The sequence below is a fragment of the Methyloversatilis sp. NSM2 genome (genome assembly GCF_038066675.1).
GTDB lineage: Bacteria > Pseudomonadota > Gammaproteobacteria > Burkholderiales > Rhodocyclaceae > Methyloversatilis > Methyloversatilis discipulorum_A.
Genome location: NZ_JBBUKV010000004.1, coordinates 1 through 11,606 on the forward strand (window position 1 = coordinate 1; position 11,606 = coordinate 11,606).

The 11,606-nt window shown below is 67.3% G+C and carries 12 protein-coding genes and 1 pseudogene; 10 read left to right on the plus strand and 3 right to left on the minus strand.

The genetic code is table 11. The features are described from left to right. Nucleotides 1-160: 160 nt before the first annotated feature. Together WJU27_RS07605 and WJU27_RS07610 are read left to right on the plus strand one after the other, a co-directional pair. Nucleotides 161-772 (plus strand): DUF502 domain-containing protein, encoded by a 612-nt coding sequence (locus WJU27_RS07605; RefSeq protein ID WP_341421668.1) that lies wholly within the window; start codon nucleotides 161-163, stop codon nucleotides 770-772. A gap of 198 nt (nucleotides 773-970) precedes the next feature. Further along, nucleotides 971-1,696: a PEP-CTERM sorting domain-containing protein gene (locus WJU27_RS07610; RefSeq protein ID WP_341421669.1), complete on the plus strand. Its 726-nt coding sequence runs from the start codon at nucleotides 971-973 to the stop codon at nucleotides 1,694-1,696. Between the two features lie 28 nt (nucleotides 1,697-1,724). Here WJU27_RS07610 and WJU27_RS07615 read toward each other — a convergent pair whose 3' ends face one another. Next, a complete protein-coding gene (locus WJU27_RS07615; protein ID WP_341421670.1) occupies nucleotides 1,725-2,921 on the minus strand; it encodes a DUF1501 domain-containing protein in 1,197 nt (398 codons plus the stop codon). A 64-nt stretch (nucleotides 2,922-2,985) separates the two neighbouring features. Beyond that, entirely contained in the window at nucleotides 2,986-4,806 is a 1,821-nt protein-coding gene (locus WJU27_RS07620) for a DUF1800 domain-containing protein (protein WP_341421671.1), read from the minus strand. Between the two features lie 211 nt (nucleotides 4,807-5,017). Between WJU27_RS07620 and WJU27_RS07625 the strand changes: the two genes are divergently transcribed. The 7 genes and pseudogenes from WJU27_RS07625 (at nucleotide 5,018) to WJU27_RS07655 (ending at nucleotide 9,119) form a co-directional block, all read left to right on the plus strand. Beyond that, nucleotides 5,018-5,263, plus strand: coding sequence for a hypothetical protein (locus tag WJU27_RS07625; RefSeq protein WP_341421672.1), 246 nt, complete (start codon nucleotides 5,018-5,020; stop codon nucleotides 5,261-5,263). A gap of 85 nt (nucleotides 5,264-5,348) precedes the next feature. Further along, a complete protein-coding gene (locus tag WJU27_RS07630) occupies nucleotides 5,349-6,218 on the plus strand; it encodes a PEP-CTERM sorting domain-containing protein (protein WP_341421673.1) in 870 nt (289 codons plus the stop codon). Nucleotides 6,219-6,286: 68 nt separating this feature from the next. After that, complete coding sequence (locus WJU27_RS07635) at nucleotides 6,287-7,057, plus strand: hypothetical protein (RefSeq protein WP_341421674.1); 771 nt, start codon at nucleotides 6,287-6,289, stop codon at nucleotides 7,055-7,057. Next, a pseudogene (locus tag WJU27_RS07640) lies at nucleotides 7,054-7,494 on the plus strand (DUF1810 domain-containing protein). The gene WJU27_RS07635 and the pseudogene WJU27_RS07640 overlap by 4 nt, the downstream one beginning before the upstream one ends. A 12-nt stretch (nucleotides 7,495-7,506) precedes the next feature. Continuing rightward, nucleotides 7,507-7,971, plus strand: coding sequence for a hypothetical protein (locus tag WJU27_RS07645; protein ID WP_341421675.1), 465 nt, complete (start codon nucleotides 7,507-7,509; stop codon nucleotides 7,969-7,971). Between the two features lie 120 nt (nucleotides 7,972-8,091). Then, nucleotides 8,092-8,634: an excalibur calcium-binding domain-containing protein gene (locus WJU27_RS07650; RefSeq protein WP_341421676.1), complete on the plus strand. Its 543-nt coding sequence runs from the start codon at nucleotides 8,092-8,094 to the stop codon at nucleotides 8,632-8,634. An 11-nt stretch (nucleotides 8,635-8,645) separates the two neighbouring features. Next, nucleotides 8,646-9,119, plus strand: a complete 474-nt coding sequence (locus tag WJU27_RS07655) for an OsmC family protein (RefSeq protein WP_341421677.1) — start codon at nucleotides 8,646-8,648, stop codon at nucleotides 9,117-9,119. Between the two features lie 19 nt (nucleotides 9,120-9,138). Here WJU27_RS07655 and WJU27_RS07660 read toward each other — a convergent pair whose 3' ends face one another. Next, a complete protein-coding gene (locus tag WJU27_RS07660) occupies nucleotides 9,139-10,110 on the minus strand; it encodes a catalase family peroxidase (protein ID WP_341421678.1) in 972 nt (323 codons plus the stop codon). A gap of 219 nt (nucleotides 10,111-10,329) precedes the next feature. Between WJU27_RS07660 and WJU27_RS07665 the strand changes: the two genes are divergently transcribed. Beyond that, a complete protein-coding gene (locus tag WJU27_RS07665; RefSeq protein ID WP_341421679.1) occupies nucleotides 10,330-11,574 on the plus strand; it encodes a methyl-accepting chemotaxis protein in 1,245 nt (414 codons plus the stop codon). Nucleotides 11,575-11,606 lie beyond the last annotated feature (32 nt).

Sequence of the window (11,606 nt, forward strand, 5' to 3'; positions counted from 1 at the left end):
CTTTGGCGTTCTCCGATCCGGCAAACCTTTTGACCCAACCGCTCACGGTGCTTGACTCGGATAACAGTATCTACAGGGATTGCGCCCGATCCGCGGCCGGACCGGCATGCGCCTGCGGCACACGGTATGCTCCGCACGCCTCCATCCCGAATCACCTGCAATGAACAAGCATCGCCTCTACCAGTATTTCTTCCGCGGCCTGATCACTTTCCTGCCGCTGGCGCTGACCATCTATGTGCTGGTGCTGTTCGTCACCTGGACCGAAAGTCTGGCGATGATGATGGTGCGGCCGATCACCGGTGACTTCTATCTGCCCGGCCTGGGCATCGCGCTGAGCGCCGTGCTCATCGTGGGCCTGGGCATGCTGGTGTCGCGACCGGAGACCGGGCGCCTGCTGTCGCTGGTGGAACTGCCTTTCACCAATCTGCCGGTGGTCAAGAGCATCTATTCGTCGCTGAAGAACTTCGCCGACTACTTCGCGCCGCATAACGGCGAATCGGCGCAGCAAGTGGTGCTGCTGCGCATGCCCGGCAACGAGATGGGCATCGTCGGCTTGGTGACGCGGCAATCGATGGACGGACTGCCTGCAGGGCTGTCGGAACTGGAGGACCAGGTCGCGGTGTACCTGCCCATGGGCTATATGATCGGCGGCTACACCGTGTTCGTGCCGCGCGCCTGGGTGACCAAGGTCGACATGTCGGTCGAAGAGGCGATGCGCATGGCGCTGATCGCCTACATGACGTCGAACCGGAGCGAACCGGACGCACGCTGAACGCCCAGCCAGCTCACCGCCACCTCCGGCGCGCACTACGCGCATATGCGTATTGCGTTGAGGCGAGCCAACCGAACAGAATGAGCGCCGCACTCCGGAAGCCGCGTCCGCGTGATCGTGGGCGCCGCCTCCGGCCAGACTGCGCTGCGCCTGCGGGCAACAGCGGGTCGCGGACCGTTCTGACCGGGAGATCACCACATGAAGAGAATCGTTCTGATCGCGTCATTGCTGCTCGGCGTCGCGGGCGGCACGCCGGCGCTGGCTGCGCCCATCGTCGTGAGCACGCTGTCGTCGTGGGACGGCAGCAGCAGCATCGGCGACTTCGGTTCGTCCGGCTTCTCCGGCTGGGGGCAGTTCCTGGTGGCACCGACCGGCAGCAACCGCCTGCTCGACTTCACCTTCCTGCTCAGTGACGCGCTGAAGGGCAGCAACACCAATGCCGTCCCGGTGGAATTCACCGCACATCTGGTGCAGTACAACCCGTTCACGCGCTATGTCGTCGGCCCGCTGCTCTATTCGAGCGCGCCGGTGACGGTGCCGCTGACGGCAGGCATGGACTTCGACACCTACACCTTCGACATCGACGCCGAAGTGACGGCGGGCAGCACCTACATGATGTTCCTGTTCGCCACCAACTTCGAACTGCGCATCCCGGACGATTCGCGCCTGCGCCTCGCGACCGCGAATACGGATCTGGGCGGCGGCGCTTACAACATTCCTTGGGATGCCGAAAGCGATCTCGACGAGCTGCTCTCCGGTCAATGGCGATTCACGGCTGGCCAGGACCTCGCCTTCTCGGCGACCTTCGACTTCCGGCCGCCCAACGAGGTACCCGAGCCATCGACTGCCGCGTTGCTGGCAAGCGCCGGCGCGGCCGGCCTGTGGGCGACCCGGCGGCGAAGCACTACCGAGCGGCAGCGCTGAAAGCAGCGCACCGGAAGACCGGGCGGGCTCAGCCGAAGGCCGGCACCGGCGCGAAACGCCCCTTCAGCACCTTGTCCGCCGCGCCCAGCTTCAGCCAGCCGTCGATGGCGCTGGCGTAGACCGAGCGGAAGTCGGTGGTGTGGACGAGGTTGTCGCCGGCGTCCAATGCACCGAGGTCGGACGGCGTGCCGTAGTGGCCGCCCTTCACCTGTTTGCCGGCGAAGAACATGACGTTGGCGGTGCCGTGGTCGGTGCCCAGGCTGGTGTTCTCCGGCACCCGGCGGCCGAACTCGGAAAAGATGAGCAGGCTCACGCGGTCAGCCTGCCCCAGGCGTTCCATGTCGCGCAGGAAGCCGCTGATCGCGTCCGAGGTGTAGGTGAGCAGGCGCTGGTGCAGGTCAGCCTGCTGTACGTGGGTGTCGAAGGCGTTGTTGCGGTAGCCGACGTAATAGAGGCGCGTCGGCAGACCGGCGGCGATGCAGGCGGCCACCTTGGGCAGACCCAGCGGGGCGATGCCGTAATCCTGGTTGGTCTTGTAGTTCGACCACGCCTCGCGCACCGCCAGCGACGATTCGCGCGCACTGACCGCCACCTGTTCGAGAAAGCGGCGTGACGGGTTGTCCGTGCTCGCCACGCTCACGTCGTCGAGCAGTGCGCGCGTCGGGTGCACCGCGCTGCGCATGAAACGCTCCGGCTCGTCGAACACCACCGGCGTGTGGATGCGGCTGCGCACCGCGAGCGACTGCGTGGCGTCGATGTTGAGCAGGTAGTTCGGTTGCGGCGTGGGCGACATGGTGTCGGCCAGCCGGCCGACCCAGCCGTAGTCGTCGCCGCTGTTCGGTGCGGCGGTGTGCAGGTAGGCCATCGACGTGAAGTGCGAGAACGACGGGTTGTCGTAGCCACAGCCGTGCACGATGGCCAGCTGGCCGTCCTTCCACAGCCGCTCGAAGCCGGCCATGCCGGGGTTCAGGCCGAAGTGCTCGTCGAGCTTGCGCAGCTTGTCCGGGCGGATGCCGATGTTGGGCCGCAGCCGGTAGTAGCGGTCGTCGGCGTAGGGCACGACGGTGTTCAGGCCGTCGTTGCCGCCGGACATTTCGAAGACGACGAGGATGCGGTCCTGCGCTTCGGCGGCAGCAGCCGCACGCGCGATGGTGCCGCATACGCCGGGGATCATGAGCCCGGCGGAGGCCTTCAGGATGCGGCGGCGTTTCTGATCGATGTTCATGTGCTTTCTCCAGAGGAACGGCAAGTTGACGCCGGGAAGTCCCTGCGTCCGCCCTGCCCTCGCCTCAACCCAGTTGATATTCCGGACGGCTCAGCAGCACGTGCAGCAGCAGGCGCAGCGGATCTTCGGCGTAACTGGCCGCAGCCGGCAGGTCGCGCGTACCCAGTTCCTTTTCGAGGAAGGCCGCAAGCTTGTTGCGCGTGGCGCCGTCGAGCGGCACCGACAGGAAGCGACCTTCCATGTAGGTGACGACCTCTTCCGGCGTGCGACAGCCTGCCTTCAGCACCATGCCGGCGAGATCCAGCCGGGCCACCGTGCGCGGAATCGGTTTCACGCGCTCGACCGCCATCTGCCAGCCGCGGTAGCTGCCGTAACGCGTGTTGAAGTCCTCGTTGCGATCGCCGTTCATGCTCGACATCGCCATCATGTCGACACCGCCATCCGCGCCGCCGGGCTTGGTGGCCGTGCTCAGGTCGAGGCCGCTGCGCACGCGCTCGTGGATGTCGCGGATTTCGTAGCCGGCCTGTGCGCCGGGGTAGCGGTCGCCCGGGATGTAGTTGATGTCGGGCAGCGCGACGTCGAGCGCGAAATTGCCGCGCTCCAGCAGCAGACCCGGCGTGATCCAGCTGCGGCCCTGAGCCCAGCCAGCCACCGTAGGCGGGTGCATCAGACGCTGGCCCAGCGCGGCAGTGGTCTGATTGAAATCGGGCACGCCCGGCACTTCGGTCAGGCCCAGCTTGCGGTAGGTGGACACCACCAGCTCGACCGGCCCCTTGATGCGCGTCGCCACCGATTCGGGCGCGTGGAAATCGCGCGACATGAACAGCATTTCGAGGAAGGCGGCGATGTCGTAATCGACCGCCTTCAGCCGCCGGCCCAGTTCCTCGGCCAGCGCCGGGTCGACATCCTCGCGTACGAAGTGGCGGTACAGCTTGCTGGCGAGATACCGCGGCGTGACCGGCTGGTCGAGGATGATGTCGATCACCTGCACGCCGTCGTAGTTGCCGCGCCGGCCCAGCACCTCCTTCGCGCCGCCGTCGTGCTTCGCCGCGTCGACGTGGAAGGCGACACCCTGGTAGTTCCAGCCGGTGAAGGCACGCGCCGCTTCACGGATGTCGTGTTCGCTGTAGTGGCCGACGCCCATCGTGAACAGCTCCATGATCTCCCGCGCGAAGTTCTCGTTCGGCGCGCCCTTCACATTCACCGCGGCGTCGAGGAAGGAGAGCATGGCCGGGTCCTGCGCGACGCCGATCATCAGCGTGCGGAAACTGCCCAGGCCCTGGTTCTGGAACAGTTCCAGCTGGTTCAGCATCTTGCGGTAGTCACGCACTTTGTCTTCGTTGGTGGCGAAGTGACCGTGCCAGAACAGCGCCATCCTCTCCTGCAGCGGGCGCGGCGACGTGAGCATGCGGTTCGCCCACCAGTAGGCGACGCGGTCGGTTTCGAGCTTGCTCGCGCGCAGCCAGTAGAAGAACTTGTTCACCACCGGCTGCATGCGCCGGTTGCCGCCCGCCTTGACCGTTACGCCAAGCGCCTCGCCGCTGTCGCGCGCGAGGTCGGTGGTGGCCGGACGGCTGGCGGGAAACGGGTCCAGCCCCGCCTCGAACACCCCCGAATGCTCGAACGGCGGCAGTGCCACGGCCGGCGCGCCCTCGAAATGGACCATGCGACGCACCGCCTGGGCCGGGGTCATGCGGGCAAGGGCGTCGATCTCTTCCGGCGTACCGCCGAAGCCCGCCCGTTCGAGCAGGTGCGCAGCGCGGGCGCGGTTCCAGTCGGCGGCGGCAATCGGGGCCAGATCGCCAGCCCAGGGCGAGGCGGCGATCGAGACCGCACTGAACAACGCGCCGGCGAATGCCAGCGCAACAGGGGCGATACGGAACATGAGGGCACATCCGGGAAGATCAGGCCTGCAGCGTAGGGCCGCCGGGCACGGTCGCTCCAGTGCAAATCACCCTCCGCCCGCTAGGGATTTTCTGGAGTCACGCGGGCGACGGCTCGACCGGCCTGCTGCCGACACTGAGCCCCAATCCCTTCGACAGCATGACGCACAGCCGCCCGACCAGCCGATCGAGCCGACGCTGGACCTCGCAACGGTGCTCGGACTGGCCCGTGCCGAAGCCACCCGCCGCGGCTGGACGGCGCCGTCCGGCGAAATCTTCTATGCCGACGGCTACGGTCTGTACGGCGTCGGTTTCTTCGCACCCGGTGACGACCACGGCAATGGCGGGCTGGGCGTGCCCTGGCTCTACCTCGACGGACACAGCGGCAGGCGCGCGCGGCGAAGCGCTGACGACCGCGCAACGACATCGGGCCTCGAACGGTTCATTTCCTTGACATGATCGGCGGTACATAACTAGGTTTCAGTCATCGCGCTGCGCCCGCCATCGACGATGCGATGCCGGCCCGCACAACAGGAGACCGATCATGCCCGTCCGCCCCCGCTGGCTCGCTGCACTGGCTGTCACCAGCCTGCTGATCGCCACACCCGTTCGGGCCGCGGCGCCGCTGCTGAACCTGTCGTTCACCGAGGCCGGCGCCTACGCCTTCGATTCCAGCCTCGGCGCTGCGGCCGCCATCGACGATCGCGACGCCTGGTCGGCGCAGGCGGACGTCGGCGTATCGGCGGCGCAGTTCGACCTCGGCAGCGGTGTCGGCCAGCTCTACACGACCGGACCGGCGGGCGGCGGCGTCCGTGGAGGGCAGGCGTCGGTCGGCTTCTTCTTCAGCGTCGCCAATCCGGGGGATGTGCCGATCACCTTCGCCGCGCGGTCGATAGCGGTCGATGTCGACGCGCTGCTTTCGCATTCGTTGGGCAGCGGCATTTCCGGTGTGCAACGCATGGTGGGCGGTTTCTTCCGGGTCAGCGGAACAACCGGCAGCGGCGGACAGAGCCTGTTCAGTCAGACCTACCTCGAATCGCCCTTGGGTGCTGGCGGCACCCTGCTGCCCGGCGCCAGTACGACCGGCAATGCACTGCTCGACGTACGCGCCAACGAGATCGGCGGCATCGACTACGGCATGTCCTTCGGCGAGCTGACCATCGCCCCCGGCGGCCGGGCGGACTTCGAGTTTGAGTTCTCCGGATCGGTCACCGTCGACGACGACTCGCTCGCCACGATCGACGCGACCTCGACCATCAGCCTGCGCATGACCTTGCCGGATGGCGTCACGCTCGCTTCTGCACAACCGATAGCCTGGGTCAGTGCCGTACCGGAGCCTTCTGCCGCCGTGCTGCTCGCGGGCGGCTTGTCCCTGATCGCTGTCGCTCTGCGTCGCCGGACGATCAGGCGGTAGGGGGCCCACTGCGCGCCGGCAACGGAGCCCCGCTGCACTCGCAAGTATCGACCGGAGGAAGCGGACGCATGCAGATCGAACTGGTCCTCGCCCTGATCTCGGCCGCGGTCGCGCTGGCGTCCGCCGCGATTGCACTGTGGGGCCAGGTCAGGACCACCCGGCTGGCGGCAGATCTCGAAGGCCTGCGTGTCACCGAACAACGCCGCTTCGATGCCGAACGTGCAACCGCCCGCTACCGCGAGCCGCTTGCGCGAGCGGCCTACGATCTGCAAAGCAGGCTGTACAACATCCTGCAGCAGAACCTTCTGGCAGTGCATCTTGAACGCGGCGACGAACGTGAGCGCGCCTACGTCATCGACAACACCGCATTCCTGATCGCCCAGTACTTCGCCTGGACCGAAATCGTCCGCCGCGACATCCAGTACATCGATCTCGGGCAGGACGAAGCAACCCGACGTCTGGCGAAGATCCAGGACGACCTTACCGGCACCTTCCAGACCGACCGCCATTCGCGCCTGTTCCGCGTCTTCGCTGGCGAGCAGCGGGCGATAGGCGAACGCATGATTGTCGAGGACGCCCGCGGGCCATCGTGCGTCGGCTACGCCACTTTCCTCGACCGGCTGGCTGTCGGCCACGACCCCTTGGTCGAGAATCTGCGTAAGGACGTGCGCGCACTGAGCGCCGATCCGGCCGCAGCCCGCCCACGGCTGGTCGCGTTGCAGAACGCGCTGGTGGACGTGCTCGATTTCCTCGATCCCCAGAGCATCCGTTTTCCGCGCGAGCGCCGCAGCAAGGTAACGACTGTCCAGGGCCTCGTCGGCGCACAATCGCGCACATGAATCCGCCCGCAGCCGATCCACTCGACCGCTACGTCCAGGCCCAGGCGCGCGACTACACGCAGGCGTTGCAGGAACTGCGTGACGGCCGCAAGCGCACGCACTGGATCTGGTACGTGCTGCCGTAGCTGCGCGACCTCGGACGCAGCCAGATGGCGCGCGAGTACGGCATCGCCGACCGCAGCGAAGCGGCCGCCTACATCGCGCACCCGCTGCTGGGCGTACGACTGGTCGAATGCGTCGACGCCGTCCTCGCCCACGCCGGGCGGCGCCCGGAAGACATCCTCGGCGAGGTCGACGCGCTGAAGTTCCGCTCCTGCCTGACCCTGTTCGCCGAGGTGGCGCCGGACCAGCTCTGCTTCCGCGCTGCGCTGGCGGCTTTCTACGATGGGCGGCCGGACGGCCAGACGCTGCGGCTGCTTGGTCAGCGCGGCGGCTGAGCACACCCGGCGATGCGATTCCACCGCTTCGTTCTGCTGACACTGACCGTCGCACTGCACGGTTGCGTCGCACTGACCCGCGGTATCGTGCCGGTCGACGGTGCCGAACTGGCGGACACCGGCGCAGTGCGCCTGGACATCGATACCGACCACCCCGTGCTGCTGCGCGCGGTCGACGAGAAGCCGCTGCCGGGCGTGCAGGTGTCCAGCCGCGCCCGCGCCTTCAGCTATGTGCTGCATCCCGGCGAGCGCGTGCTGTGGCTCAGTGACGTGCCCTATGGTTTCCCCTTCCTTCCGCAGCACCTGAAGTGCTACCTGATGCACGCCGACCTGGCCGCCAGCGGCCGCTACCTGCTACGGATGGACGGTGCGCCGCGACGTCCGGTGCTGATCGACGCAATGCAGCACGACACGGTCGCCGAAGGGGTGCTGGTGGACGAGCCGCTGATCTACGAGCGCGGCTGCCGCTGGCAGTGAGATCATGCGGCCGTCTTGTCGACCCGGTATCGCTCAAGCGGGCAGGACGCCACTTCCCGGCACTGTGGGCCACGCTCATAATGATGCGTTCATCTGCAATTGCCCCTCCCGAGAGCCGCCATGAATCGCATCGAAGGCAAACTGACGAAGTGGCAGGACGACCGGGGCTTCGGCTTCATCGAACCGCGTTCCGGCGGCGACCCGGTCTTCGTGCATGTTTCCGCTTTTCCGCGCGATGGACGACGACCGGCTGTCGGTGAAACCTTGCTGTTCGACATTGCGACCGACGAACGCGGACGCAAGCGGGCAACGGTGGTCGAGCGCCCGGTTCGTGTGACGGCGACACGACGCGACAGCCCCCGACAGTCCACACGAAGCGGATCGGGGCTGCTCGGCACGCTCACTTCGATCGCATTCATCGCAGGTTTCGGCTGGGTGATCTACCACGAGTACGCGCAACGATTTCCTTCGCGTAATGCGAAGGTGGTCGACGCAACTCCCGTTCGTCTCTCGAGCGAGAGCTTTCGCTGTGACGGCCGTCAGCACTGCAGCCAGATGACGTCCTGCGCGGAGGCGCGATACTTCTTGCAGAACTGTCCTGATCCCAAGATGGACGGCGACGGCGACGGCATTCCCTGCGAAGAACAGTTTTGCGGCTTCTGACTACCGCCGCCATGTCACTTCACACCGCCGAAATCGTCTGGTCCCGCGGGGACCAGCCCTTCATCGACAAGCGCTACAGTCGCCGTCACCTGATCCGCTTCGACGGCGGCGTCGAAGTGGCCGGCTCGTCGTCGCCGCATGTGGTGCCGCTGCCTTATTCCGCGGCGGACGCGGTCGATCCGGAAGAGGCGTTCGTCGCCGCGCTGGCGGCCTGCCACATGCTCACCTTCCTGCAACTGGCGGCGCTCAAACGGCTGGTCGTGGATCGTTACGAGGACGCGGCCGAGGGCGAACTTGCGCGCAACGCCGACGGCAGGATGTATATCGCGCGGGTGACGCTGCGGCCGTCGGTGCACTTCGGCGGAGAGGGCGCACCGACGGCTGCCGAGCTGACGGCGCTGCACCACGCGGCGCACGAGCAGTGCTTCATCGCCAACTCGGTGCTGACCGAGGTGCGCTGCGAACCTCGCCTGTTGACTGAATGAACGTGCTGCAGCTGCCGGTTCAGCGCCCGCCGAGACGCTTGCCGAAGGAGATGGCGTAAGCCGGCGAGCGCATTTTCAGGATCGGATCATCGCCGGGACGAATGCCTTCGCTCAGCACGTTCGGGTCGAAGTTGAGACCGGTGCACGCGTCGCCCCCGACAGCCGTAACCGACAGCGTGCCCGCCACCAGTTCGGTGCGCCCCTCCGGCCAGGCAAGTGAGGGGTCGGACTCGCTGTCGCCCGATTGACCGAGCGTGACGATCCAGTCGAACAGGACCGGACCGCGAGCCACCCGCTCGCCCAGCCGGGCGGCGAGGAAGTCGCGCGGGGCGCCGCCGCGCTCGTCATCGGTGAGGCCGCGCACGCCGTCGCGCGGCTGAAGACGCCAGCGCACCGCGCGCTCGCCCTCTGCCGTCGCGAAATGGAAGGTATGCAGTCCGAAGTACTGCGCGCTGGCGTAGCTCCACGGAGGCGGGTTCTGCTGCAGCCAGCGGAACTGCGGCAGCGTGTCCGGATGTGCCGCGCGGTAAGCAGCCACTCTGTCGGGATCGGGCCGGCCGTCCGGGCCGGGCAGCGAGGCACGCAGCAGGCCGAGGAAACTCTCCGGCGTGGCCGCGCCGAACACCGGTGTGCTCAGCGTGGCGATGTTGTGCACGCGGCCGTCGCCGAGCTCGAACTGCGCGGCCAGCCCGCGTGGCGAACGTGCGTTGTCGGCGACCGCCGGGTCGCCGCCGGCCATCGAGAAGCGGATCTGCGCCGGCCAGCGCGTACCCGAGAACAGCGGCGCACTGAACATCCGGGCGGCTTCGGCGCTGCCGGTGAAGCTGCCGACCGCACAGACACCCTTGGCGTGGCCCTTGCGCTCGCCCCTGTGCTCGCCGAACAGGCCCTGAAACACCTCGATGAAATCTCCGGCCTGCGCCGGCCTGTCCTCGGCCCTCAAGGGCGTGGCTGTGGCGGCGGCCAGCATGAGCAAGATGCGCCAATACATGAATGACTCCCCAGACTGCGGCGACTGGAACGCGCCGCGACGCGGGACAGACCGCATGTACAGCCGCCGGTTCGCCCGGACGGCCGGCGCCGGCACGGCACGCCGGACTGATATAGGTCAAATGTCCGCAGAAACGCCGTCCGATCGACACAAGTTTGCGCGAAACAGGTCGTTAAACCGGGGGTTGATCCGCACACCAATTTTCCGCCGGGAACGCTCATGGACTTCATCTCTCGCAGCATCCGCAACAAGCTTCTGGTCATCTGCGGCGGCGGCACCGCGGCGCTGCTGGTCGCCGCAGTGGTCGGCCTCGGCGTCGAGTGGTCGGCCATCGACACGCTGACCGGCGACATCACGCGCGCCGAGGCGCTGGCGATCCGCGCCGCCACACTGAACAAGCTCATGCTGACCGGCGCCGCCTTCGCGGTCGTCGTCGTCGTCGCTTTCGGCCTCTTCCTGTGGGCACTGCAGCGCACCATCATCGGCCCGGCGAAGACGCTGTCGTCCGATCTCGAACGGCTGGCCAGCGGCGACTTCCATCAGCCGGTCGCCTGCACGACACGCGACGAACTGGGCGCGATCGCGCAGAGCGCCGAGCGCATCCGCAGGGATCTGGGCGCGCTGGTGCTGCAGCTCAAGCAGTCGGCACAGTCGCTGGTCGAGGCTTCAGGTGTGGTCGGCAGCGAATCGCAGCGGGTTGCCGCCGCGTCGAGCGCGCAGACCCAGGCGGCCAGTTCGACCGCGTCGTCGATCGAGGACGTGACCGCCGCCATCCGCATGGTGGCGGACAACGCCGGCAATGCGGCACGGCAGGCCGACGAGTCGCTCGATCAGTCGACCCGGGCGCAGACCCATCTGACCGAACTGCGCGGCTCGATCGGCCGCACCGCAAGCGTGATGAACGAGGTGTCGGGCGCTGCCGACGCCTTTGTCGAGAACGCCCGCCAGATCACCGAAATGACGCGCGAAGTGCGCGAGATCGCCGACCAGACCAATCTGCTCGCGCTGAACGCAGCGATCGAGGCGGCACGCGCTGGCGAACAGGGTCGTGGCTTCGCCGTGGTGGCCGACGAGGTGCGCAAGCTGGCCGAGAAATCAGGAACCTCGGCCGCCGCGATCGACACCATCACCCGCTCGCTGTCGGAGCGTGCCGCCGGCCTGTCGGATGCGCTGACGCAGGGGCGCAACGCCGTCGGTGTCGCCGAGTCGTCGAGCGATTCGGCCGCCGGCGTCATCACCGTCGCGCACCGCGCCGTAACGGTTGCCGCCGACGAGGTGCGCGCCATCAACCAGGCGCTGGAACAGCAGAGCCGCGCCGCCAGCGATATCGCTGGCAACGTCGAGCACATTGCCAGCATGTCCGGACAGAACCAGTCGGCGGTGAATACGCTCGCCAGTTCGGTCACCCACCTGCAGGCGCTGGCCGGCAGTCTGAATGAGCTGACCGGGCGTTTCCGCCTGTAGGCATGACGCGCACGGACGGCAATGCCGTCCGC

Coding starts and splice junctions, on each gene's coding strand:
- WJU27_RS07660 (WP_341421678.1), bottom strand. CDS start 10,110: ATGTATTGGCGCATCTTGCTCATGCTGGCCGCCGCCACAGCCACGCCC.
- WJU27_RS07630 (WP_341421673.1), top strand. CDS start 5,349: ATGCCCGTCCGCCCCCGCTGGCTCGCTGCACTGGCTGTCACCAGCCTG.
- WJU27_RS07635 (WP_341421674.1), top strand. CDS start 6,287: ATGCAGATCGAACTGGTCCTCGCCCTGATCTCGGCCGCGGTCGCGCTG.
- WJU27_RS07605 (WP_341421668.1), top strand. CDS start 161: ATGAACAAGCATCGCCTCTACCAGTATTTCTTCCGCGGCCTGATCACT.
- WJU27_RS07610 (WP_341421669.1), top strand. CDS start 971: ATGAAGAGAATCGTTCTGATCGCGTCATTGCTGCTCGGCGTCGCGGGC.
- WJU27_RS07615 (WP_341421670.1), bottom strand. CDS start 2,921: ATGAACATCGATCAGAAACGCCGCCGCATCCTGAAGGCCTCCGCCGGG.
- WJU27_RS07650 (WP_341421676.1), top strand. CDS start 8,092: ATGAATCGCATCGAAGGCAAACTGACGAAGTGGCAGGACGACCGGGGC.
- WJU27_RS07665 (WP_341421679.1), top strand. CDS start 10,330: ATGGACTTCATCTCTCGCAGCATCCGCAACAAGCTTCTGGTCATCTGC.
- WJU27_RS07655 (WP_341421677.1), top strand. CDS start 8,646: ATGTCACTTCACACCGCCGAAATCGTCTGGTCCCGCGGGGACCAGCCC.
- WJU27_RS07645 (WP_341421675.1), top strand. CDS start 7,507: ATGCGATTCCACCGCTTCGTTCTGCTGACACTGACCGTCGCACTGCAC.
- WJU27_RS07620 (WP_341421671.1), bottom strand. CDS start 4,806: ATGTTCCGTATCGCCCCTGTTGCGCTGGCATTCGCCGGCGCGTTGTTC.